This is a genomic window from Bacteroidales bacterium, assembly GCA_041671145.1.
In the GTDB taxonomy this organism is placed as follows: Bacteria; Bacteroidota; Bacteroidia; order Bacteroidales; family JAHJDW01; genus JAQUPB01.
On the sequence record JBAZBZ010000010.1, the window covers coordinates 42,660 to 67,632 of the forward strand.

Below are 24,973 nucleotides of genomic sequence, written 5' to 3' on the forward strand. Positions count from 1 at the left end.
CCTTTGTGAACTTTGTAAATACCTTAGTGCGACTTTGTGGTTAATAAAATTTTACCACAAAGGACTCAAAGTACAACACAAAGGAACACAAAGAAAAAGAATAGCACTACCAAATTTTTGCTCTTTTTTCAGGAGGTCTGAATCCCTTGTCAGTTAGCTTGATGTCAAATGCCTTATAAAATTCCGGCATGTTAATAACAGTAGCATTAACACGTGCAATACCCGGTGAATGTGGGTCTTCCTTTATTCTTTTTATTGCTTCTTCTTTCCGTATTTGCTGACGCCATATCTGAGCGTATGCCAGGAATAACCTTTGTTCAGGAGTGAGTCCGTCAATTTTTTTTGTTTTACCTTTTAACTGGTTTTGCAAAGCGTAGTATGAAACTGTCAATCCGCCCAAATCCGAAATGTTTTCACCAAGAGTTAATTTGCCGTTGACATGCATTGTGTCAGTAATTATAAAATTATTGAATTGTTTTATGAGTGTGTCGGTGGCTTTAACGAATTTTTTTGCGTCTTCTGCTGTCCACCAATCTTCGAGGTTTCCTTCTTTATTGTATTTTCTGCCTTGGTCGTCAAAACCGTGTGTGATTTCATGACCAATGACTGCTCCGATTGCTCCGTAATTTACAGCGTCATCACCATCAGGAAAGAAAAACGGCGGTTGCAATATTGCTGCCGGAAAAACGATTTCGTTCATGGTGGGATTGAAATAAGCATTTACTATTTGCGGATACATTTGCCATTCAGTTCGGTCAACAGGTTTGTTTATTTTATTCATGTCCCGTTTAAAATTAAAATTGTTTGCTCTTAAAAAGTTCAGAACATAAGCATCGGCTTTTACTAAAAGATTAGAATAACCAATCCACTTAACAGGATAACCAATTTTGAAATTCATCGCATCAAGTTTTTCAAGAGCTTTTTTCTTGGTGTTTTCACCCATCCATTCGAGATTTTTTATTCTTGTTTTATAAGCAATTTTAAGGTTTTTTACCATTTCAATTATTCTGTCTTTCGCTTTCGGAGGGAAATATTCTTTTACAAACAGTTTTCCTATTTCTTCGCCCATTGCATTGTTTGCGGCGTTTATAACTCTTTCCCATCGCGGTTTCATTTCTTTTGTGCCTGATAATATTGTTGAATAAAATCTGAAGTTTTCTTTTTCAAAATCAGAACTTAAATAAGAAGCACTTCTTCTTATTAAATTCCATGTAAGGTAAGTTTTCCAATCATCAATGCAAACTGAAGTTATTAACTTACTTATTCCTTCGAAAAATTTTGGTTGATTAACATTTATGTTGCCTGTAGTTTTTATTCCTATTGTTGTAAAGTATGTATTCCAGTCAATAGAAGGTGCAAGTTTTTTTAATTCATTAAAAGTTTTTTTATTATATGTTTTATTGGGGTCTCTTCTGTCAATTTTATTCATTGAAACAGTAGCAAGCTTTGTTTCAATTTTCATAATTGTATTAGCGTCAGTTTTTGATTCTTTCTCTTTTTTACCGAGCAGTATGAATATTTTAGCAACATGATTCAAATATTCATTGCGAATATTTTTCGAATGCTCATCTTTTGCCGAATAATAATCTCTATCGCCAAGTCCCAAGCCACCTTGTGATAGTTGCAAGATAACCATATTACTGTTTTTCTCGTCCTGGTCGGCATAAATGCTGAATAGTGCATTTATTTTTATTGTATGCAGATAAGCAATTTCATTCTGTAAATCACTTTGCGTTTTTATATTATTTATTTTATCGAATTCTTCTTTTAATGGATTTATTCCGTCTTTATTTATTTTTATGGTATCCATGCCTGTGTTATAAAAAGCCCCGATTTTATAAATATCTCCTTTATTAAATTCTTTGGCTTTCTTTGAAGCTTCATCAAAGATTTTTTTTAGTTTTTTTAGATTGTCTTCCTGAAGTATGTCAAAAGAGCCGTATCTGCCGTAATTGGCAGGTACGGGGTTGTTTTTAAGCCATCCTCCGTTTGCATATTGAAAAAAGTTTTCAGATGGTTTTACCGATAAATCCATGTTTTTTGAGTCAATAGCTTTTGCTTTCATCTCTTCTTTTTTATTTGTTGAACAACTTAAATACAGCGAAACTGCAATAATAAATACAAGTGTTTTTAAAGCAGGGTTTGTTTTAATGGGTTTCATGTTATATCTAAATTTGTGAACTGCAAATATATATAAAGATTTAATAATGAAAATCTCTGCGAAACTTTGCGTAAAACTCTACGTTATTCTGCGAGAAAAATAAAAGCAAAAAAATGCGATAAATTAATTTCAAAACACAGAGATATATTACTGTTAGGGGTGCTTTACGAGAAACAATTAATTAAAATTTACAAATTAAATATTCGTTTATATTCAGCCCGTATCATCTCATCCAAATGTTTATAATAAATTTGAATTTCGTTTTCAGCCATTCCGCTTTTTCTCCATTTGCTCATCATGTTTTCGGTTTCTTCAAATATTTTATCTTCAAGCGGACTTAGCTTTTGTAAAATTCCGGTATTGTTTTTATTGAGCAATGCATTTCTGTTGATATATTTTTTTTCTACAATTCTTGTTATTGGAAAACATTTACTTTTCAATTGCAGGGACATATTGCAAATTGGTGCAATACCTGATGTGTCAGCTGCTGCGAGTAAAGATGGTAATTTTTCTCCTCCGCTTACCCATACAGGTATAACAACAGAACATAAAGGAAAGCCAAGTACTGTCCACATAGTAGTGAATTCGGGTGATGTTCCCTTTTTTACTCCTTGTATTACTATTGAGGAGAGGGATGAGTATCGCGGAATATAGTCCTCAAAATACACATAATCGGGGTCTTCGGGGTTATCCGATAAATTTCGTGACAAATCAGTTTTTGTTAATGAATGTTTTAAACAACGAGCCACATATTTGAAAATATATTTTACTGTCAAGTCATTTGTTGCAGCAGCATTAGAAAAAAGTTCATCGGCGGTTGCAAAACGTATGTATCCATTATCAATATTACGTCTGCCGGTAAATGAATAATTAGTGCGTACAATATAACCAAGCGGACTTATTTTTGGGTCATTCGCATCAAATTTAGCAACGGAAAAATTGTTCACTTCGTAAAAAGCTGCACCTCCCTGTGCATCAATAACACCAAAATTCGCCTCAACACGAAGTGGCTTAGTCATAGTGTCGAGCATAGTTTCAAAATCTTTTAAAGATGCACATGTCTTTAATGCTTTTTTAATAAATAGTCCTTCTAAATCCATGATTTTAGTGGTGTCATTTATATCTTTCAGATTATATGAAGCAGCATTCATAATTGCAAAACCTTTACTGTTCGTGCCACACCATATTTCCTTTCCTGTTTTATCAATAGAATTAACCAATCCTGTATAATTGTATTTGCCATCAGTAAAATACATGATTTTATTCTGAAACTTATCTCCATCCCTGTTTTTCCATAATAAAGGATTTCCGTCAGGAGTATATTTACCTGAAATTATAACGGTAGTGCAAGCTGTTAGCTCATTTAAAGTCAAACATAAAATAAATGATGCGATAAGAATAGTTTTCATTTGTTGAAAGTTTAAAATATTAATAATTAGTTTTTGTATATAAAGAAAAATAAGCCACAAATTTAAAGTATAATTTTAGTTTAATTCAATTGCCTGTACAGCTTTTGTTTTGTGGAGAGCTATATCAATAACATCAATCATATCGGTAATGTAATGGAATTTCAGTCCTTTGCGGTATATTTCATTTATATCGTTAATGTTTATTTTATTTTCTGATGAGAGAACAATATCAGTTATACCTGCTCTTTTCGCAGCAAGAATTTTTTCTTTTATTCCGCCAACGGGAAGTACCTTGCCGCGAAGTGTTATTTCGCCTGTCATTGCGAGTTTTGCCTTAACTTTCCTGCCTGTAAAAGCTGAAGCTAATGAAGTGAACATTGTAATTCCTGCTGAGGGTCCGTCTTTTGGTGTTGCCCCTTCGGGAACGTGAATATGAACATTCCATTTTTCAAAAATATCGTCGGGAATATTTAATTTTTTTGCATGTGCTTTCAGATATTCATAAGCAATAGTTGCCGATTCTTTCATTACATCGCCGAGATTTCCGGTGAGTGTGAGGTTGCCTTTTCCTTTGCTTAAACTTGTTTCTACAAAAAGTATTTCACCTCCGAATGCAGTCCACGCCAATCCTGTAACTACTCCTGCGACTTCATTTTTAATGAATTTATCTTTCTGGAAAATGGGGATACCAAGTAGCTCCGGCAGATGTTTTACATCAATAGTAGTATTCGGTTTATTATTTGATACAATGTCTTTTGCTTTTTTTCTTAAGATAGCGGCAATTTTCTTTTCCAGTTCACGAACTCCCGATTCTCTTGTGTAGTCCTCAATGATTTTTGTAATTGCATTATCACTGAATTTTATTTTTTCATTATCCAAACCGTGTTCGGTAATTTGTTTCGGAACTATATGTCGTTTTGCGATTTGAAGCTTTTCTTCGATTATGTATCCGTTGATTTCAATTATTTCCATTCGGTCTTTTAATGCAGGCAGGACAGTATTTATATTATTTGCTGTAGCAATAAACAGAACATTTGATAAATCATAATCTATTTCAAGGTAATTGTCGTAAAAGGAATTATTCTGCTCGGGGTCGAGAGCTTCAAGCAAGGCAGACGAAGGGTCGCCGTGAAAAGGATTGTTTCCTACTTTGTCAATTTCATCGAGAACGAACACAGGATTTGAGGATTTTGCTTTTTTAATATTCTGAATAATTCTTCCGGGCAATGCTCCAATGTATGTTTTTCTGTGTCCGCGAATTTCCGCTTCATCTCTCAATCCACCAAGTGACATCCTGACATAGTTCCTTCCAAGTGCTGCCGCTATTGATTTTCCAAGTGATGTTTTTCCGACTCCCGGAGGTCCGTATAAACACAATATCGGTGATTTCATGTTTTTCTTAAGCTTGAGAACTGCCAAATGTTCAATAATTCTTTCTTTTACTTTTTCAAGTCCGTAATGGTCTTTATCAAGAACTTCCTGTGCGGTTTTTAAATCAAAATTATCGGTTGTGAACTCGTTCCATGGCAGGTCAAGCATGGTTTCGACATAATTTATCTGTATTGAATATTCTGCGGCTGCAGGGTGCATTCGCTGTAATTTGTTTACTTCCCGCTTGAAAGCTTCATCTACTTGTTTACTCCATTTTTTTGTTTTTGCTTTTTCAAGCATTTCGTTTAATTGCTGTTCATGCGGGTTTCCGCCTAATTCTTCCTGAATTGTTTTTAATTGCTGACCAAGTAAAAAATCTCTTTGCTGCTTATCCAAATCAACTTTTACTTTTGACTGAATCTGATTTTTAAGCTCAAGCATCTGAAGCTCTTTCGACATAAAACCAAGAAGCAAATTTGCTCTTTCTTTTAAATCAAGAGTTTCCAGAATTTTTTGTTTGTCATTTACATTTGTGTTCAGATTTGAAGAAACAAAATTTATGAGAAACGTAGAACTTTCGATATTTTTTATTGCAAAACCGGCTTCTGTTGGTATATGAGGCGATAGCTTTATTATCTGAAGTGCAAGGTCTTTAATTGAATCAATAAGTGCCGTAAAGCTTTCATCTTTTTCGGGAATATGACCTGCTACAAGCTGCTTCACTTTTGCTTTCCAGTATGGTTCTGTTTGAGTGAGTTCAATTATTTCAAATCTGGTTTTACCCTGAATTATTGCAGTTGAGCTACCATCGGGCATTTGTAAAAGCTTTACGATATGCGCAATTGTACCCGTTTTATTAATGTCTTCAAGTTTTGGGTCGTCAATTGATTCATCTTTCTGGGAAACTACACCTATAATTTTATCGGTTTTGTATGCGTCTTTAATCAGATTTATTGATTTATCGCGTCCAACTGTTATTGGCACAAGTATTCCCGGAAATAAAACGGTGTTCTTAAGTGGCAGGATAGGCAGCAACTCGGGAAATTTCGTGGGTTCAATAATTTCTTCTTCTTCCGAAGTTATTATTGGAACAAACTCAGCTTCATCGCTCAATACCGCAAATTCCAATCTGTCTAAATCAATATTTTTTCTCATTTGTTTTTATTATAATGTCAAACTGTCATAATTTGTTTCAATAATATATAAAATAAAACATTAATGTATCTTGTCAATTTCTATACCAAAATTCTTTTTACGTATTACGCATCGTATTGTTACAAATGTTTATTACGGATAAAATAATATCAACAAAAACTATATTCTTCATTAATGTTTCAAAAACCGAAATGCAAATAGTTAATTGAATCTTAATTAAATCTTAATTTCTTCTTAATTATTTGTGCCTTTTGTTAAAGTATTTTTGACAACAAAATTTAAACTAAAAATAAAGTTATGGGAAAAATCGGAAAAGACATCTTAAACATTGATGTGGAAAAATTAATTCAAATGCTTAATGAAGCACTTTGCGAAGAATGGCTCGCATATTATCAATATTGGATTGGCTCACGGCTAATGGAGGGACCGATGAGAAGTGAAATTGAACCGGAACTATTAATTCATGCAAATCAGGAATTAAATCATGCGGTATTAGTTGTTACAAGAATAATACAACTCGGTGGTACACCTGTTTTAAACCCTTCTGACTGGGCTAAATTTGCCCGTTGCAAATACGAAGCACCTGTTGACCCATATATTGAAATTGTTCTTGAACAAAACTTAAAAGGAGAGAGATGTGCTATACAGAGATATAAAGAAATTGCTGATTTCACCAATGGTAAAGACCATACAACGCATCAGATGGCAACAACTATTCTAAATGAAGAATCGGAACATGAGCAGGACATTGAAGAATGGCTTATTGATATTAACAGGATGAAAGATGAATTCAGAAAAATACGTTTGTAATAAAATTAAATTAAAACTAAAAAAAATTATGAAATTTGAATTACCGAAATTACCTTATGAAATGAATGCGTTGGAACCTTTTATTTCAAAAAAAACCCTTGAGTTTCATTATGGAAAACATCATCAGACTTATGTTTCAAATCTTAATAATTTAATTTCCGAAACTAGATTTGAAAGCATGGAACTTGAAACAATAATTAAAGAATCGGAAGGACCTATTTTCAATAATGCTTCACAGTTTTGGAATCACACATTCTATTTTATGAGCTTGAAAAAAGGCGAAGAATGTGCTCCTCAAGATATTCTCGCTGAAGCGATAAAAAAAAGTTTTGGAACATTTGTCGATTTTAAAGATGCTTTTACAAAAGCAGCAGTGAGTTTGTTTGGTTCGGGTTGGGTTTGGCTTGTGAAAAATCAGAGCGGATTATTAGAAATTATACAGGAAAGCAATGCCGGCAACCCTTTACGCAAAGGATTAAAACCAATACTTACATGCGATGTTTGGGAACATGCCTATTATCTCGATTATCAGAACAGACGCACTGAATATGTTAATGCTTACTGGAGTATTATTAACTGGGAAGTAATTGAAAAAAGATTTTAAAAAATAGTTGTTTAATGATTTTTGTAGTTATAAAAAAATGAAAAAGAACTTAACGAAAAGCAAAGTAAATTTAATAGAAACAATGCTCGAAGAAAATGCTTCTTTCGACATTGTGGGAGAAGGAAGTTATGAAGGAAAGCTTGAAAATGGTGTTTTGGTGCCAAACGAAGAATCGATAATTATCAACAACGAACCAGAAATAAACGGAAAAATACCCGGAATAAAAAATATTTGGTTAACAACAAATGACATCGCAAGTAATAATTTTACTATTCACGTTAAAGGCGCTTGTCCTGATTGCAAAGAAAATAATTATCTTGAATTTTATGATGATAATTGGAATATTTACAAAATGAAAATTTATTCTCATGTTGAAGAACAGGTTCATACATTGCATTTCAACAGTAATAATGGAAACATAATAAAAATCACTTGGGACATATAGGGAAAATAATTAATAACTTTCAATATTTAAATAAAAAAACATGAAATCAACTGTAGGTGTTTATGATTCGCACGATACGGCACTTGATGCAATCGAGGTGCTAAAAGATAGAGGTTATCCAATTAATCAATTATCTTTAATGGGACAGGCAAGTATTGTTGACGACAATATGCGGATACAATCAAGAGAACCATTGAAAAATGCAGGTGTGGGTGCCGGTGTTGTTTTAGGTTCAACTTTAGGAGTTTTGTCAGGAGCCGGTGTTTTTGCTATACCCGGATTGGGATTTATTTTCGGCGCAGGTGCGGTTGTTGGAGCACTTGCTGGTTTTGATGTTGGCTTAATTGGAGGAGGAATAGTTTCGATTTTAACAACATTAGGAATAAAAAAAGATAAGGTTATTAAATACAACGAACATCTTAATGAAGGTAAGTTTTTAGTAATAGCACAAGGAAATGAAGAAGAAGTTGAAAAAGCAAAAAGTATTCTTTGCGACTGCGGAAAACATCTTGAACTTTGCATTAATTAGTATCTGTCCATAAAGTCATGAGTTTGGTTCAGAATGTCCGAGTTCAATGCTTTCGGAGTTTTGTAAATCAGGAGTATACTGATGTATTTATTCTACTGATTTGTAAAACGGGAGTAACGCAGAAATCAGACATTAAGGACAAACTCTTCTATTAGCGATATGTAATGTTCGCAATACACTTTTAATTTTCATAGAAAGGTAGCCGTAATCTAATAAGAGCAAATAAATTGTTGTTTATTGCAAGAGTTTGATAACTGTCTATGTCTTGTTTTTATAGACTCTATTTAACAACTGATGTTTCATGTTTTTCCTCTTTTCTTGTGAATACATGTCTTTTGTATTTTTGTCAATACAAAAGACATTTTTTTTATCATGCTTCCATTTATTTGAAAATAATATGTAAATTTGTTGATGTAAAAAATTCTTTCAATGGTAGAAAAGAAGAATATATCTAAAAACACTCTCAAAGAAAAACAAGCAGAAACAAAAGAGATAGAAGATTATGTTGCTGAAGAGCCGAAGCAAAATAAAAAAAATAAATTCACTTTTGACAACAGATTTTTTCGGGTTACGGGGTTGATTTTTATTTTATTGTCAGTATATTTTATTATTGCTTTCAGTTCGTATATTTTCACATGGAGCGTGGATTTTGATAAAGTAAAAGGTTCATGGCTGAATTTAGTTTCTGACAACAACGTGAAAGTGGACAACTGGCTTGGCAAGTTTGGAGCTATAATTTCCCATATTTTTATTTATAATGGTTTTGGTGTCGCATCATACTTGTTTGTTTTGATATTTCTTACAATTGGCTTGAAGCTTTTTATTCAGGTTGCAATGTTTAATTTAAAAAAGCTTCTCGGACTTTCATTCTTTCTTATTATAATGATTTCAGTTATTTTAGGACATTTTTTTGTTAAAGATGAATTTCTGTTTATTGGCGGAGTATTCGGTTATCAATCGAATTTATGGCTTAATGGAGCTCTCGGCAATATAGGAACAACTTTCCTTCTTGTATTTTCTGTTTTTATATTTTTTGTTGTTGTGTTTAACAGCTCTTTCAATTGGCTAAAGTTAATTTTCTCGGTTAAGGAAAAAGCAACACTGGTAGAAAATGATGAAACTGTAGAAAACAAGGAATTAAAAAATGTTTTGATAAAAGATGTTACTGAAGAAGATACCAGAAACGAATCGGAAAATAAAATAGAAATTTCAACAATTGATGAAAATGGATTTGAGAATGTAGAATTGAAAAATGAAAATGAAGTTCCTGTTAAAAATGAAGTAACGACAGACAAAACATCAGATATTGAACTTATAGTTGAGAATCCTGTTCAAAGCAATATTGAAACAATAGAAATAAATACCGAACCAATAGCTCTCGGTGAATACGACCCAACGCTTGATTTACCCAAATATCAACCACCAACAATTGAATTGCTTGAAGAATATGGCACAAATGCAGCAAGTGTTCAGAAAGAAGAACTAGAAGCAAACAAGAACAAAATTATTGAAACGCTTGGTAATTACGGAATACAAATAGCGAAAATAAAAGCAACAATAGGACCTTCGGTTACACTTTACGAAATAATTCCCGAAGCAGGTGTAAGAATTGCGAAAATAAAAAATCTTGAAGACGATATTGCCCTGAGCTTATCTGCTTTAGGAATAAGAATTATTGCACCAATTCCCGGAAGAGGAACAATAGGAATTGAAGTTCCAAATCTTAATCCTGAAATTGTTTCAATGAAGTCAATTTTCATGTCCGATAAATTTCAGAATTCTGGTTTTGATTTACCCATAGGACTTGGAAAAACAATAGCAAATGAAGTGTATGTTGCCGATTTAACAAAAATGCCGCATTTGCTTATGGCTGGTGCAACAGGACAAGGTAAATCCGTTGGTCTTAATGCCATTCTTGCATCATTGCTTTATAAAAAACATCCTTCACAAGTAAAATTTATTCTCATTGACCCCAAAAAAGTTGAATTAACTTTATTTTCTAAAATTGAGCGTCATTTTCTTGCAAAGCTTCCTGACTTTGAAGAAGCAATAATTACAGATACCCGTAAAGTTGTGAGAACATTAAATTCTCTTTGCATTGTTATGGAAAGTCGCTACGATTTGCTTAAAGATGCCGGAGTTAGAAATATAAAAGAGTACAATAAAAAATTTATCGAAAGAAAATTAAATCCTAACGAAGGACATCATTTTTTTCCATATCTCGTTGTAATTATTGATGAATTTGCCGATTTAATAATGACTGCCGGAAAGGAAGTGGAGCTGCCTTTAACAAGATTGGCTCAATTAGCGCGTGCAGTGGGAATTCATCTGATAATTGCTACACAACGACCTTCAGTGAATATAATAACAGGAACTATAAAAGCTAATTTCCCTGCGAGGTTGGCATTTCGGGTAATTTCAAAAATTGATTCTAGAACGATACTTGATATTGGCGGAGCAGACCAATTGGTGGGTAGGGGAGACATGTTGTTATCAACCGGTAGCGATTTAATAAGATTGCAGTGTGCATTTATAGACACGCCTGAAGTAAATAAAATTACCGATTTTATTGGCTCTCAGGAAGGGTATACAAGTGCATTCCTTTTACCCGAATTCAATGATGAAAATTCCGGCGAAAAGGATAATTATGATTCATCTGAAAGAGACCCGATGTTTGAAGAAGCTGCAAGAGTTATCGTTATGCACCAACAGGGCTCAACTTCGTTAATCCAGCGAAAATTAAAATTGGGATATAATCGTGCAGGCAGAATTATTGACCAGCTCGAAGCTGCCGGAATTGTTGGTCCCTTTGAAGGCAGTAAAGCACGCGAAGTAAGAATAAAAGATGAAATGAGCTTGGAACAGTTTTTGAGAGATGTTAATAAGAATTAAAAGATTAAAAAGATAAAGAAATGAAAAAAATATTTTTGATTATTACAATGGGGATTTTTGCTTTTAATACGACGAAAGCGCAGCCACAGGTCGATTTGAAAGCAAAAGCAATCCTGGATGGTGTGTCTGCAAAAACAAAAACATACACATCAATGTCAATTGATTTTAGCTATTCTATTGAAAATAAAACACAAAAAATAAAAGATTCACAGCAGGGAACCCTTATCATTAAGGGAGATAAATATTGCCTCGAAATTGCCAAGCAAAAGGTATTTTCTGATGGTAAAACCGTTTGGACATATCTGAAAGATTCCAAGGAAATTCAAATAAATAACCCATCAAACGATGATGAAGCAATAAATCCGCAATCAATTTTTACACTTTGGGAAAAGGGATTTCGCTACAAACTTATTAAAGAGGAAATGCAGAATAATGTGATGGTGCAGATAGTAGACCTCGTTCCGATAAAAGGAAAATCATATTTCAAAGTGCGCATCATCATTGATAAATTAAAAAAGCAAGTTTTAAAAGCAATAGTTTATGATAAAAATGGAAATATATATACTTATAAAGTAAATAAATTCAATTCTAACATAAATACAAACGATGCCACTTTCACATTTAACAAAGCTAATTACCCTGGAGTTGAAGTTATAGATTTAAGGTGATTTTTTTATGAGAAAAAATAAAATTATAATATTATTATTTTTAATTTCTATTTTGTTATTTGCATCATGCAGCAAAAACAGATACTTCATAAAGACCGAAATCAATTCAAACGGTCTTGATAAACATAAAATTATAAAATAAAAAAATGACTTTTATTAAAAATTTAATATTAAGTGTCGTTTCAATTATAATATTATTATTGGTAATTGGCTCCATTTTCTTTTATCTTTTCATTAAAAATGAATATAAACCCAAATTGCTGGAATCGCTGAAATTTGAAGGAAATGCAATTACCGAAATTGGAAAAGACACCCTTTCGATTTTAACATGGAATATAGGATACTGTGGACTCGGAGCTGAGTCGGATTTTTTTTATGAAGGAGGAAAAGATGTAATTCCAGAAGAAAAATTTTACAAAAAAAATGTAGAATCAATTGCAAACTTTTTTTACAAAATAGATTCAGTTGATTTTATTCTCATGCAGGAAATTGACAAAAATTCTAAAAGAAGTTATTATCTCGACCAATTTGACATGCTTTCGAAAGTACTTTATCATTATGGGCATTCTTTTGCTATTAACTATAATTCATTTTTTGTTCCAGAACCTGTTTCTAATCCTTATGGTAAAGTATTAAGCGGAATTGGAATTTTTTCAAAATACGAACCGTTTATTTCGGCAAAATATAATTTTGGCAATGATGCAGAATGGCCGAAATCATTGTTTTTCCCTGACAGGTGTTTTATGCTGATGCGATACAAACTTCCGAATTGTTGCAGAGATTTGGTTTTGATAAATACTCACAATTCATATTTTGACAGTGCTATAAAACATGAGGAAAAACTTGAAAAACTCAAAAAAGTTATTCTTTCGGAATACAAAAAAGGAAATTACGTTATCGTTGGTGGCGACTGGAATAGTGTGCCCCCTGATTACAATTTGAAGAATAGTTATGTGAAAACAACCGTTCCTAAAGCATTTTCCGATGCGGGATGGAAATGGGAATACGATAAAAATCATCCGACTAACCGTAGTGTTAATATGCCGTACAATTCAAAAAAATCAAAAACTGCGACACTCGATTTTTTTCTCACTTCACCAAATATTGAAACTGTCAGCATCAAATGCATTGACCTTAAATTCCAAAATTCCGACCATCAGCCGGTTCTAATTAAAATAAAAGTAAAATAAGAAAATCAACCTTTCAGATTTTGCATGAATGATGCTGTTTCAATGATATAACGCGTATGTGTTCCGCTTCCTATTTCTCCTTTTTCATCAAATGCATTTACGTTGAATACAAGTTTTTTACCATCAACTTTAGTTAATGATGTTTCACACCAAACCTTCATTCCGAGAGGCGTGGCTTTAAGGTGTTTTACGCTTATTTCAATTCCAACAGTATTATATCCTTCTGGCAGATGCGGCAAAACACTTTTCATTGCAGTACTTTCTATTAATGCAACCATTGCAGGTGTTGCAAAAACATCAACCATGCCCGAACCATATTTTGATGCCGAATCTTTTTCTGTTACTATTTGCTCTAAATAGCCCTTTATGCCTTCTTTTATTTTTAGTTCCATTATAATTTTTTTACAAAAATATAAAAAATCTGATTGCTGTTGACTTTTTTAAATAGTGCTATGATAATAAAATGAAGTGGCATAGAAGTTAGAAAAATAGGAAGTGTCAAGCATCTATCATCCAACTTATGGATTCATTAATACAAAAGAATGATTGAGCTTTAAGTTGACTACGTTTTTTCTTTTTCTTATGTTGGTACGACTATGTGTCCCCAATTTTCTCCTGTCTTAATGCGATATAGTGCCATTTCAGAAACTCCAAATTGTTTTGCAATAATTCTAAGTCGTGTCTTACGGTTGGGATCTAAAAGTTTTTTCTTGATAAACAAAACTTGTGTCGCAGTCAGTTTTGGTCCTTTGGTTTTCATGTTTCCAGAACGATTTTTTCTTGCTTCTATAACAAGAGGACTTTTTTTACTATGTTCCAGCATTTCTGCTTTTGTTGCCCACTGCAAGTTTTCAACGTAGTTATTGTCTCTGCTGTGGTCTAAATGCAATACAAAAATTTTATCATCTGATTTTTTAGGAAGGAAATGCTCCGCAACGAGTCTATGAACAAACAAATGCTTGCGTTTACCTTTTATTAATTTATTATTCTCGTTTTTATACATTGTGTATCGGAATATTTTATATCCTTCAACTGTCCCTATTTTTAGAATTCGTCCGTTTTCAATCTTGTCAGTATAACTGATAACTCGTCCGTAATCTGTAATAGCATATCGTAATGTAGGATCATAGTCGTTTTTTTTGAATTCCGTCCACTTTTCGTTGTGAAAAAGTCGTATCATATTATTTCGTGTTTATTGTTGTTGCAAATGTCTGCAAAAAAATGCATATTACAATAGTATTAATTATACTCGTCCCAGCTTTTTATGGCAATATCATTAATTTTCATTTTACAGAATGCAATAATAAATGCTTTCGCTAGCCGTGCATTTGTAATCAGAGGGATATTATAATCAACGGCGTTTCGCCTTATCAGGTAATCATTATTAAGTTCAGTTGCCGAAAGATTTTTCGGAATATTTATTACAAGGTCAATTTTCTTTTCGCGCAGATAATCGAGTGTGTTTGGTTTTTTATCTTCATCGGGCCAATGCAATGCTGTTGCATCAACTTCATTTTTTGCCAGAAACTCCTGTGTGCCTTTGGTGGCATAAAGTTTATATCCTTTTTCCATGAGCAGTTTAGCGGCATCAAGCATTGATGCTTTGTCTTCAATAGGACCGGTGGAAAGCAATATATTTTTTTCGGGAATGGAATAACCCACCGAAATCATTGATTTTAGTAATGCTTCATAATAATCTTCACCAATGCAGCCCACTTCGCCGGTTGATGACATATCAACTCCGATAACCGGGTCGGCTTTGTGCAAACGTGAGAATGAAAACTGCGGAGCTTTTATTCCAATATAATCCAAATCAAAAATAGATTTATCAAGCTTTTTAACATCTATGCCAAGCATTACTTTTGTAGCAATGTCAATAAAATTTGTTTTAAGAACTTTTGATACAAAAGGAAAACTTCGCGATGCCCTGAGATTACATTCAATTACCATCACATCATTATCTTTTGCAAGAAACTGAATATTAAAAGGACCCACGATATTCAGTTCTTTGGCAATTCTTTTAGTTACTTTTTTTATTCTTCTTACTGTTTCGAAATATATTTTCTGGGGAGGAAACACCATTGTTGCATCGCCTGAATGAACTCCTGCAAATTCAATATGTTCGGAAATAGCATAAGCTAAAATTTCGCCGTTTTTTGCAACTGCATCAATTTCTATTTCTTTAGCATTTTGAATGAATTCAGAAACAACAACAGGATATTGTTTTGAAACATTTTTTGCCATAGTAAGAAAATGTTCGAGTTCGTTTCTATTAGAAACAACATTCATTGCAGCTCCCGACAATACGTAAGAAGGACGCACAAGCACAGGAAATCCTACTTCGTCAACAAAATTAAAAATATCATTAACGCTCGAAAGTTCTTTCCATCGCGGCTGGTCAATTTCCATCACGTCAAGTAGCGATGAAAACTTGTGCCTGTTTTCGGCTTTATCAATATCAATAGGTGAAGTACCAATAATATTAACTTTTTGTCCATGCAAACGCATTGCCAGGTTATTCGGAATTTGCCCGCCCACCGACAATATAACACCTTTCGGATTTTCCATATCAATAATGTCAAGTACGCGTTCAAAAGTAAGTTCTTCAAAATATAATCTGTCACATATATCATAATCGGTACTGACTGTTTCTGGATTATAATTAATCATAATCGAACGAAATCCCTGTTCTTTTATGGTATTTATGGCATTTACGCTGCACCAGTCAAATTCAACGCTGCTTCCTATTCTGTATGCACCCGAACCAAGAACAATAACAGATTTATTATCATTTTCAAACTCGATGTCATTTTCAACACCATTGTATGTAATGTAAAGATAATTTGTTTTCGCAGGATATTCTGCAGCGAGAGTATCTATTTGCTTTACTACAGGAATAATTTTATTTTCTTTTCTATAACTTCTGACTTTTAAAGAATCTTTTCCAATATTTTCATCGCTGCTTCTTAATACAAATCTCGCAAGCTGAAAATCGGTAAAACCCGATTGCTTTGCCTCCAGAAGAAGTTCTTTAGGAAGAGATTGGAGAGAATCATAACTTGTTAAATCATTTTTTATATCAATAAGTATTTTTAGTTTTACAAGGAACCATCTGTCAATTTTAGTGAGTTCATGTATTTTATCAACTGAATATCCTTTTTCAAGTGCATCGGCGATTGCAAAAACTCTTGTGTCGGTGGGATTTTCTAATTCTTTTTCAACATTGTCGAAAGTTAAATTTGAATTTCCTACAAAGCCATGCATTCCTTGACCTATCATTCGCAAACCCTTTTGAATTACTTCTTCAAAATTTCTGCCAATTGCCATGACTTCGCCCACACTTTTCATGCTGCTGCCAATTTGTTTTGAAACGCCTTGAAATTTATTCAAATCCCATCGAGGTATTTTGCAAACTATATAATCCAAAGCCGGCTCGAAGCATGCGGTAGTAGTTTTGGTTATGCTGTTTTTTAATTCGTGTAATCCGTATCCTAAACTTAATTTAGCGGCAACAAATGCCAGCGGATATCCCGTAGCTTTTGATGCAAGTGCGCTTGAACGCGACAGTCGTGCATTTACCTCAATAACCCTGTAATCTTCCGATTCCGGGTCAAGTGCAAATTGCACATTACATTCGCCAATAATTCCAACATGTCTTATTATGCGTATTGATAATTCGCGGAGTTTGTGATATTCCCTGTTTGTTAATGTTTGCGAGGGAGCAACTACAATGCTTTCTCCCGTATGAATTCCCAGCGGGTCGAAATTTTCCATGTTGCAAACGGTAATACAATTGTCGTATTTATCTCTCACAACTTCGTATTCTACTTCCTTCCATCCCTTCAATGATTCTTCAACAAGAATTTGTTCCGAATATGAAAATGCTTTTGCAGCAAGTGATTTAAGTTCACTTTCATTATTGCAAAAACCGCTTCCCAAACCGCCAAGAGCATAAGCAGCGCGAATGATTATCGGATAACCGAGTTTTCCTGTCGCTTTCACAGCATCTTCCAGATTATTTACTGCAACACTTTTCGGCGTTTCAACATTTATTTCGTTTAATTTTTTAATGAATATTTCCCTGTCTTCGGTGTCAATAATGGCTTGTATGGGAGTGCCGAGAACTTTTAAATTATATTTTTCAAAAACTTTATTTTTATAAAGCGATATTCCGCAATTCAAAGCAGTTTGTCCGCCAAACGAAAGCAGGATTCCATCTGCCTTTTCTTTTTCAATGATTTTTTCAACAAAATATGGAATTACAGGAAGGAAATAAACTTTGTCTGCAATGTTCTCTGATGTCTGGATTGTAGCAATATTCGGATTAATTAAAATTGTTTTTACACCTTCTTCACGTAATGCTTTCAATGCCTGCGAACCCGAATAATCGAATTCACCCGCTTCTCCGATTTTAAGAGCACCCGAGCCAAGAACTATAACTTTTTTTATGCTTTTGTCAATATTACTCATGTCTTTTTGGTTTTTAGTTTTTAGTTTTCAGTTTACAGTTCTCCGCGAAACTTTGCGTACAACTTTGCGAAACTCTGCGAGAAATTTTATAAACCCAAAATAATAAATTGTTTTTTTATTGTTAATATCGTTTTTAAATTAAACCGTTTTTTCTTACTACTTACTACTCGCGACTTACGACTTTTTCATTATTATTTATTCATTTATTTATTTGCTGTTAAATGCAAATAATCGTAATGCACAATCGGCTTAATATTTTTTTTGCCCATTAATTTTTTTGCTTCATCAGAATCATAATTTGAAATTCCAACACCTATTACTTTATTATTTTCATCAATTATTTTAACTAAAGCACCTTTCTTAAAATTATTTTTTATTTCATTAACACCAACTAAAAGCAAGCTGGTAGCAAGATTTGATTGCAAGGCCTCTTTTGCTTTTTTGTCAATATACAATTCTCCTTCTGCAATTTCATCGGAGTATGCAAGCCATTTTTTTACTCCCAGAGTTTTTTTGCTTGCGGGAAACATTGTAGAAACAGCATTTCGATTATACAAATCGGTAATTATGTTGTTTTTTGTACCGTTGGCAATAAAAACATTTACTCCCAGTTTTGATGTTTTGTATGCAGTATTATATTTTGTAATAATCCCGCCTCTTCCGAATTCCGATTTTTCCCGAGATGAACTTTTAATTATATCGGAAATATCTTTAATGATGAACTTAATTACTTTCGAGTCAAAGTCATTTGGATTACCATCGTATATGCCATCTACATTTGTTAGAATATATAAGTCATCAGCACCAATCATATTTGCGAAAAGTCCCGAAAGCTCATCATTATCGGTAAACATTAATTCATTAATAGAAATAACATCATTCTCATTTACTATCGGAATTATTTTATTTTTCAACAGATTTTCGGTGCAATTTCTTATATTCAGATAACGTTTTCTGTCAATAAAATCTTCTTTTGTAACAAGTATTTGCCCGCAGGTGATTCCGTACTTAGAAAAAAGGTTGCAATAAGTTTCCATTAATTTAATTTGCCCGATTGAAGCATAAATCTGACGTTCCGAAATTATATCAATATTTTTCGATATTTTTTTTTTATTAAGTTTTCCGATTGCAACTGCTCCCGAAGACACCAACAACACATCTATTCCTTTTTCATAAAGAGCAACTGTTTGGGCAACCAAAAGTGATAATCTTTTTTTATCAATTAAATCTTCACTGTCTGTTATTACGTTTGAGCCAATTTTTATTACTATCCGCTTTTGCACTTTACTATTTTATTTTTTTACCAAATTTAAAAATTCATCAAATAAATATTCTGTATCGGTTGGTCCGCTTGATGCTTCTGGATGAAACTGCACTGCAAAAAATGGTTTTGTTTTATGCTTGATTCCTTCGCAGGTATTGTCGTTAACATTTATAAATATAGGTTCCCATTCAGCAGGTAAGGTTTTTAAATCAATTGCAAATCCGTGATTTTGCGATGTTATATAACATCTGTTTGTTCCGATTTTTAGTACAGGTTGATTATGACTTCTGTGTCCGTATTTTAATTTATATGTATCAGCGCCAGCGGCAAGTGCCATTATTTGGCAGCCAAGGCAAATTCCGAAAACGGGCTTTCCTTTTTCGAATGCTTTCTTCACATTATTAATTGTTGTTTCTGCCATTTTAGGGTCGCCTGGACCATTTGAAATAAACAGTCCATCGTAATCTTCTTTGTTGAAATCATAATTTGCGGGAACCCTGTAAACCGTGCAGTCGCGTTTTATAAAACATCTGATAATATTATATTTTACACCGCAATCAATAAGTATGATTTTGTGTTTTCCGTTTCCGTATTTTATAACTTTATCGGTATTAATTTGACCCAACAAATCATCTTTATTCGGGTCATAAAAATCAACTTTATTTCCGTTGTATATTATTTTGCCGAGCATTGCTCCTTTTTTACGCAATCGCTTTGTCAACGCCCTCGTGTCAATTCCATATAAGCCCGGAATTTTATTTTCTTTCAGCCAGTTTGCCAAACTTTTATTTGAATTCCAGTGACTGTAATAAAAAGAATAATCGGAAATCACAAGAGCTGTAATTCTGATTTTATCTGACTCGAAATATTTTAAAAGTCCGTTTTCTTTTTCTTCATCGGGAACTCCGTAATTACCAATGAGCGGATATGTGGCAACCAGAATTTGTCCCGTATATGATGGGTCGGTTAAATTTTCGGGATAGCCCGTCATGGCAGTATTGAAGACAACTTCACCCGCCGCCGATTTATTAAATCCGAATGATTTCCCAATAAATTCGGTTCCGTCTTCTAAAACTAATTTTATTTCCTGACTTTGCATGAACTCTTTTTTATTTTTTTTTGCAAAATTAAACATTATCCCGCTAATTTTAAAGTATAAGTTGTTTGTATTTATTAACAATGTTCTTGCATAAATAAAGAATAAATATTATTTTTCCTGTCAACATAATTGTCAAATCTCTGTAGCAACATAAGCTCCATTGAATTAAACCACGTAGTGACGATATATTATTCATTCCATCAAAACACAAATTGTAAATTTATAACTTTCGTATAAACAAAAATTTGTGAATCTTTAGCTTTTTATTTTTCACAAGTTCTAAAAATCCCTCAACTAATTCTAAAAACATACAAGCAAATTCTAAAAAGCATTTGACTTATATATTTTGTTATTATATGTTTGATGACGAAAAAGTAATAAATAAAAATTGGAAGTCACAATTTGTGACCTCCAAATAAAACTAAAAATATGAATAAAATATCAGTTAAAATAATAGTTCCTGAAGAAGTGATCATAAATAAGATTTATTTTATCAGAGGAAAGAAAATGATGTTAGATAAGGACATTGCAAAAATATATGGAGTACAACCAATAAGATTAAGAGAGCAAGTAAAACGAAATAAAGAAAGATTTCCGGAAAAATTCATGATTCAACTTACTGAAGAAGAAGTTGAACTCATGGTATCGCAAAATGCGATACCTTCGAAAAAGCAATTAGGTGGCTCTTTACCTTATGCTTTTACCGAACATGGTGTATTGATGTTAGCAAATGTATTAAAAAATGAAAGGGCTATTCAGATGAGTATATACATTATAGATATCTTTGTAAAGCTACGTGAAATTGCACTTTCACATAAAGACATACTGTTAAAGCTCGTTCAATTGGAGAAAAAAATCACTAAACATGATGATGAAATTGAAATAATATTCAACACTTTAAAAGAACTGATAAAACCACCGATTCAAGAAAGAAAGAAAATAGGATACAAACTCCCCTGAAACAATAAAAATAAAATCAGTTCAAAGTGATAATTACTATCGGCAACGAACAACATTATGTTAAAGTCCCCGCTGCCATTAAGCTCTCAATTTTGCTATTTTCGGATTGTTTATTGCGAAATTAATTTGTTCGATAAATTGTTGTTTGTTGCGAGGCAATATGCCTTCCAATACCAAATAATTTGAAGCATGATTACTTCTGAAAATAGTGTTTTCTAAATCTGTATGAGAAATAAAAATTTCCATTTCTTTTAAAAGTTCAGCAATATTCATGGGAATATATTCTCCATTAAATCTTTCTGTAAATCTTTTTATTCCAAAAGGAAAACTTAACACCAATACTGATAAGAATTCCGGTTTTATCAGATTTACTATTTTTGCTGAATTTACAGCATGTTGATTACTATATTTTTTTCCGCCTAACCCATTCAGTATAATTACCGACAACTTAATTCCTGCCTGCTTTGCTTTTAGCAGTCCTTCGGTTGTTGTGGAATTAGATTCTCCTTTATTAACCATATTAAGCACTTCGTCATCACCCGATTCAATTCCTACATATAACATATTTAAACCAGCTTCTTTAAGTTCAATAAGTTCTTCTATTGACTTCGATAATATATTACTTGGTAAGGCATACGTTGATACCCTGCGCACTTTATGAAAAGTTTTATTTATTGATGAAAGTATTGTTAATAGTCGTTTTGTTGAAAGAACCATCGGATTGCCATCAGCCAAAAATATTTTGCGTGTTTCCGAATGTGATTTGGCAATAGCATTTATTTCCTTAACAATATCTTCTTCATTTTTTATTTTGAAAGTTTTGGAAGTGTACATTTCACAGAAAGAACATTTGTTCCATGAACATCCGAATGTAATCTGTAAAATCAAAGAGTTTGCTTCGGCTGGTGGACGAAACAAAGGTTCATCATAATTAATAGAAAAACAGTTCATTCTTTAATAAATATTTTAATAAATGACAAATGTACATGTTTTTTTTACTAATAATACCAACTTTAATTGCAAATATATCAATAAACTTTAAGTGCTTTATGAACTTTAAGCGTTTTAAGAACTTAATTATTTGATATTATTTATTATTTTTGTAAAAAAAATAAAAATATGGCAAACGCAATTGTAGAAACAAATTTCAAATTTGATAAACAAAAAAGTTTGTACAAAGGAAAAGTAAGAGATGTTTATAATATTGATGACAGATTTCTTGTGATGTTGGTAACCGACAGGATTTCGGCATTTGATGTGGTTTTGCCCGAAGGCATCCCATACAAGGGACAAGTTTTAAATCAGATTGCAGCAAAGTTTATGAAAGCAACTGAAGATATTGTTCCAAACTGGATTGTTGCAACTCCCGACCCGATGGTGACTGTGGGACATATTTGCGAACCATTTAAAGTTGAAATGGTAATAAGAGGATATTTGTCGGGGCATGCATGGAGAGAATATAAAGAAGGAAAGAGAATGCTTTGCGGAGAACCAATGCCTGATGGAATGAAAGAAAATGCTCGTTTTTCAAAACCTATTATAACGCCAACTACAAAGGCATCCGTGGGGCATGATGAAGATATTTCGAAAGACGAAATAATTAAATCGGGTTTGGTTTCTAAAGATGATTACGAAAAACTCGAGGAATATACTTATGCTGTTTTTCAGAGAGGACAGGAAATTGCAAACAAAATGAATTTGATTTTGGTTGATACAAAATATGAATTCGGAAAAAAAGATGGAAAAATATATTTGATTGATGAAATACATACTCCCGATTCTTCACGTTATTTCTATAAAAACGGATATGAAGAACGTCAGGAAAAAGGAGAGCCGCAAAAACAATTATCAAAAGAATTTGTACGGGAATGGTTGATGGAAAGAGGTTTTCAGGGTAGGGCAGGAGAAAGGGTTCCCGAAATGACATCGGATTTTGTAAATTCAGTTTCCGAAAGATATATTGAACTTTATGAAAATATAACGGGATATAAATTTATCAGAACCGACATCTCGGATATTGAAAAACGCATATTTAACAATACAAGCAGTTGCATAAGTAAATTGATTTAACATTGATGTTTAGGAATCAGTATTCATGAAATTCTAAAAAAAAATATCGAATATCGAACACTGAATTATGAATATCGAAGTTTTGGCTATATAGGAATACTTCATTATTCTACATTCGATATTCGGTGTTCGTTATTAATTTTAAAAATAAATTAATTTGAATTTTAAAAAAATATTTTCATACAACATGCCCTCTTTAATCCCAATCTTGAGAAGGGGAATTAAGGGCTGTATTTTTGTTTTTTTATTCATCTTTTTGCTCAGTAGTTGTGCTGTTATTGAATTACCAAGTGGCGGAAAGAAAGATGTGAAGCCGCCTTCAATAAAAAAATATATTCCTGCAAACAAATCAACAAAATTCAGTGAAAATAAAATAGAAATCGAGTTTGATGAATTTATTCAGTTAAAAGATGTAAATAACCAAATTATCATATCTCCGCCACTTGCTGATGCTCCTGATGTTAAAGTAAAAGGGAAATCAGTTTTGGTGAAATTTAAAGATTCTCTTCAGAAAAATACAACTTATAACATTTCTTTCGGAAAATCAATTTCCGACATTACCGAAAACAATATTCTCGAAAATTTTAATTGCATTTTTTCTACAGGGAATTCAATAGATTCAATGATTATTAGAGGACAGATTATAGATGCTTTCGGTTTAACACCAGAAAAAGATGTTGCCATTCTTCTTTATAATAAAAATACAGATTCGCTGCCTTACGAAAAAATACCGCAATATGTTGCCAAAACAATTGATAACGGTGGATTTAAGTTTAACAATATAAAAATGGGCAAATATAAAATTTTTGCATTAAAAGATATAAATAATAATTATTTATACGATTTGCCCGAAGAAAAAATCGGATTTCTCGATACCTTGGTTTTTCCGTTTAATAATGATACAAATAAAACTACAATAAAACCTTTTTACAATCTGAATTTATTTCAGGAAGAAAAGGGCTTTCAACATATTGTAAAATCATCTGCACAGGGTTATGGAAAATTAATGTTCGTATTTTACAAGCCGACAGAAAATATAAAACTTAAATTATTGAAACCACAAACAGATGTGAATTTTAACTATTGTGAAATTAATAAAACAAGAGATACACTTTTCTATTGGCTTAAAAATCTATCAACGGATTCATTGACAATAAAGGTGAGCGACAATAAAACCATTCTTGACACAGTTGATTTTGTTCTGCCTCCTAAAAATCAGAAGTCAAGAACAGGAAAAGGAAATGTTGCAGTTGCAAAATTCGGCTCTGAGAGCAATTTGTCATCAAAGACACTTGATTTGAACAAGCTAATAAAAATTACTTTTTCGCAACCAATAGCAGAGTTTGATTTTTCGAAAATAATATTGACAGAAGGTAAGGATACGATTGTGATTCCGAAATTTTCATTTTCTGATAGTTTAAAGCGAAAACTCGAAATATCATATCAATGGAAGGAAAACAAATCATATAAACTTTTTATTCCTCCGGATACATTTAAAGATATTTTCGATTTTAAGAATGACACTATAAAGTATGAGTTTAAAACAAAATCGCTGAAAGATTATGCGAAAATAATTTTAAACATCAGTTTACCTGAAAATAGATTTCAATACATTTTGCAATTAGTTGATGAAAAAGGCAACGTGGTTAAAGAAGACATAATCAATAAATCTGAAAAAATAATTTATGGTTTTTTATTGCCGAGAAAATATAATTTCCGTCTTATATATGACAGCAATAATGATTCGAAGTGGAGCACCGGGATTTATTTGAAAAAAATACAACCAGAAAAAGTTTTGATGTATAGCATATTTAATGCAAAAGCAAACTGGGATACTGAAATGGATTGGAAAGTACAAAAATAGTTTTCAGTTTAG

At 32.6% G+C, this 24,973-nt stretch carries 19 protein-coding genes; 10 read left to right on the plus strand and 9 right to left on the minus strand.

The genetic code is table 11. The features are described 5' to 3' along the window. Positions 1 to 106: 106 nt before the first annotated feature. The 3 genes from WC223_05470 to lon all read right to left on the minus strand — a co-directional run bounded on the left by WC223_05470 (position 107) and on the right by lon (position 6,096). Positions 107 to 2,161, minus strand: a complete 2,055-nt coding sequence (locus tag WC223_05470) for a M13 family metallopeptidase (protein ID MFA6923686.1) — start codon at positions 2,159 to 2,161, stop codon at positions 107 to 109. Between the two features lie 188 nt (positions 2,162 to 2,349). Further along, positions 2,350 to 3,570, minus strand: coding sequence for a hypothetical protein (locus tag WC223_05475; GenBank protein ID MFA6923687.1), 1,221 nt, complete (start codon positions 3,568 to 3,570; stop codon positions 2,350 to 2,352). Between the two features lie 75 nt (positions 3,571 to 3,645). Next, on the minus strand, positions 3,646 to 6,096 hold the full coding sequence (gene lon / locus WC223_05480; protein ID MFA6923688.1) for an endopeptidase La: 2,451 nt from the start codon (positions 6,094 to 6,096) through the stop codon (positions 3,646 to 3,648). A gap of 297 nt (positions 6,097 to 6,393) precedes the next feature. Here lon and WC223_05485 point away from each other — a divergent pair, with 297 nt between their 5' ends. From WC223_05485 to WC223_05515, 7 genes are all read left to right on the plus strand, one after another. Next, a complete protein-coding gene (locus tag WC223_05485; protein MFA6923689.1) occupies positions 6,394 to 6,906 on the plus strand; it encodes a ferritin-like domain-containing protein in 513 nt (170 codons plus the stop codon). A 28-nt stretch (positions 6,907 to 6,934) separates the two neighbouring features. Further along, complete coding sequence (locus tag WC223_05490) at positions 6,935 to 7,510, plus strand: superoxide dismutase (GenBank protein MFA6923690.1); 576 nt, start codon at positions 6,935 to 6,937, stop codon at positions 7,508 to 7,510. A 37-nt stretch (positions 7,511 to 7,547) separates the two neighbouring features. Next, a complete protein-coding gene (locus tag WC223_05495) occupies positions 7,548 to 7,955 on the plus strand; it encodes a hypothetical protein (protein MFA6923691.1) in 408 nt (135 codons plus the stop codon). Positions 7,956 to 7,995: 40 nt separating this feature from the next. Then, entirely contained in the window at positions 7,996 to 8,484 is a 489-nt protein-coding gene (locus WC223_05500; protein MFA6923692.1) for a hypothetical protein, read from the plus strand. Positions 8,485 to 8,913: 429 nt separating this feature from the next. Next, positions 8,914 to 11,376: a DNA translocase FtsK 4TM domain-containing protein gene (locus tag WC223_05505; GenBank protein MFA6923693.1), complete on the plus strand. Its 2,463-nt coding sequence runs from the start codon at positions 8,914 to 8,916 to the stop codon at positions 11,374 to 11,376. 20 nt (positions 11,377 to 11,396) lie between these two features. Further along, the gene (locus WC223_05510) at positions 11,397 to 12,044 is read left to right on the plus strand and encodes an outer membrane lipoprotein carrier protein LolA (protein MFA6923694.1); all 648 of its coding nucleotides are present in this window, start codon (positions 11,397 to 11,399) and stop codon (positions 12,042 to 12,044) included. A 146-nt stretch (positions 12,045 to 12,190) separates the two neighbouring features. Then, a complete protein-coding gene (locus WC223_05515) occupies positions 12,191 to 13,234 on the plus strand; it encodes an endonuclease/exonuclease/phosphatase family protein (GenBank protein MFA6923695.1) in 1,044 nt (347 codons plus the stop codon). A gap of 5 nt (positions 13,235 to 13,239) precedes the next feature. On the opposite strand, the gene WC223_05520 is transcribed toward WC223_05515, so the two are convergent. The 5 genes from WC223_05520 to carA all read right to left on the minus strand — a co-directional run bounded on the left by WC223_05520 (position 13,240) and on the right by carA (position 20,103). Further along, positions 13,240 to 13,626 (minus strand): thioesterase family protein, encoded by a 387-nt coding sequence (locus WC223_05520; GenBank protein MFA6923696.1) that lies wholly within the window; start codon positions 13,624 to 13,626, stop codon positions 13,240 to 13,242. A 188-nt stretch (positions 13,627 to 13,814) separates the two neighbouring features. Continuing rightward, positions 13,815 to 14,414, minus strand: coding sequence for an HNH endonuclease (locus WC223_05525; GenBank protein MFA6923697.1), 600 nt, complete (start codon positions 14,412 to 14,414; stop codon positions 13,815 to 13,817). Between the two features lie 59 nt (positions 14,415 to 14,473). Beyond that, entirely contained in the window at positions 14,474 to 17,695 is a 3,222-nt protein-coding gene (gene carB / locus WC223_05530; protein ID MFA6923698.1) for a carbamoyl-phosphate synthase (glutamine-hydrolyzing) large subunit, read from the minus strand. 212 nt (positions 17,696 to 17,907) lie between these two features. Beyond that, on the minus strand, positions 17,908 to 18,987 hold the full coding sequence (gene proB / locus WC223_05535; GenBank protein ID MFA6923699.1) for a glutamate 5-kinase: 1,080 nt from the start codon (positions 18,985 to 18,987) through the stop codon (positions 17,908 to 17,910). Between the two features lie 9 nt (positions 18,988 to 18,996). After that, entirely contained in the window at positions 18,997 to 20,103 is a 1,107-nt protein-coding gene (gene carA / locus WC223_05540) for a glutamine-hydrolyzing carbamoyl-phosphate synthase small subunit (GenBank protein ID MFA6923700.1), read from the minus strand. 393 nt (positions 20,104 to 20,496) lie between these two features. Between carA and WC223_05545 the strand changes: the two genes are divergently transcribed. Beyond that, positions 20,497 to 21,027: an ORF6N domain-containing protein gene (locus WC223_05545; GenBank protein MFA6923701.1), complete on the plus strand. Its 531-nt coding sequence runs from the start codon at positions 20,497 to 20,499 to the stop codon at positions 21,025 to 21,027. A gap of 78 nt (positions 21,028 to 21,105) precedes the next feature. On the opposite strand, the gene WC223_05550 is transcribed toward WC223_05545, so the two are convergent. After that, complete coding sequence (locus WC223_05550; protein ID MFA6923702.1) at positions 21,106 to 21,978, minus strand: radical SAM protein; 873 nt, start codon at positions 21,976 to 21,978, stop codon at positions 21,106 to 21,108. A gap of 168 nt (positions 21,979 to 22,146) precedes the next feature. Between WC223_05550 and WC223_05555 the strand changes: the two genes are divergently transcribed. Both WC223_05555 and WC223_05560 read left to right on the plus strand, forming a co-directional pair. Continuing rightward, positions 22,147 to 23,097, plus strand: a complete 951-nt coding sequence (locus tag WC223_05555) for a phosphoribosylaminoimidazolesuccinocarboxamide synthase (GenBank protein MFA6923703.1) — start codon at positions 22,147 to 22,149, stop codon at positions 23,095 to 23,097. A gap of 157 nt (positions 23,098 to 23,254) precedes the next feature. Then, entirely contained in the window at positions 23,255 to 24,961 is a 1,707-nt protein-coding gene (locus tag WC223_05560) for an Ig-like domain-containing protein (GenBank protein ID MFA6923704.1), read from the plus strand. The last annotated feature ends 12 nt before the right edge of the window (positions 24,962 to 24,973 follow it).

Bases quoted from the DNA above. Each gene is read 5' to 3' on its own strand.
- WC223_05485 (MFA6923689.1), top strand. From the start codon at position 6,394: ATGGGAAAAATCGGAAAAGACATCTTAAACATTGATGTGGAAAAATTA.
- carA (MFA6923700.1), bottom strand. From the start codon at position 20,103: ATGTTTAATTTTGCAAAAAAAAATAAAAAAGAGTTCATGCAAAGTCAG.
- WC223_05555 (MFA6923703.1), top strand. From the start codon at position 22,147: ATGGCAAACGCAATTGTAGAAACAAATTTCAAATTTGATAAACAAAAA.
- WC223_05500 (MFA6923692.1), top strand. From the start codon at position 7,996: ATGAAATCAACTGTAGGTGTTTATGATTCGCACGATACGGCACTTGAT.
- WC223_05470 (MFA6923686.1), bottom strand. From the start codon at position 2,161: ATGAAACCCATTAAAACAAACCCTGCTTTAAAAACACTTGTATTTATT.
- WC223_05550 (MFA6923702.1), bottom strand. From the start codon at position 21,978: ATGAACTGTTTTTCTATTAATTATGATGAACCTTTGTTTCGTCCACCA.
- WC223_05495 (MFA6923691.1), top strand. From the start codon at position 7,548: ATGAAAAAGAACTTAACGAAAAGCAAAGTAAATTTAATAGAAACAATG.
- WC223_05525 (MFA6923697.1), bottom strand. From the start codon at position 14,414: ATGATACGACTTTTTCACAACGAAAAGTGGACGGAATTCAAAAAAAAC.
- WC223_05520 (MFA6923696.1), bottom strand. From the start codon at position 13,626: ATGGAACTAAAAATAAAAGAAGGCATAAAGGGCTATTTAGAGCAAATA.
- WC223_05505 (MFA6923693.1), top strand. From the start codon at position 8,914: ATGGTAGAAAAGAAGAATATATCTAAAAACACTCTCAAAGAAAAACAA.
- WC223_05475 (MFA6923687.1), bottom strand. From the start codon at position 3,570: ATGAAAACTATTCTTATCGCATCATTTATTTTATGTTTGACTTTAAAT.
- WC223_05545 (MFA6923701.1), top strand. From the start codon at position 20,497: ATGAATAAAATATCAGTTAAAATAATAGTTCCTGAAGAAGTGATCATA.
- WC223_05515 (MFA6923695.1), top strand. From the start codon at position 12,191: ATGACTTTTATTAAAAATTTAATATTAAGTGTCGTTTCAATTATAATA.
- lon (MFA6923688.1), bottom strand. From the start codon at position 6,096: ATGAGAAAAAATATTGATTTAGACAGATTGGAATTTGCGGTATTGAGC.
- WC223_05490 (MFA6923690.1), top strand. From the start codon at position 6,935: ATGAAATTTGAATTACCGAAATTACCTTATGAAATGAATGCGTTGGAA.
- WC223_05510 (MFA6923694.1), top strand. From the start codon at position 11,397: ATGAAAAAAATATTTTTGATTATTACAATGGGGATTTTTGCTTTTAAT.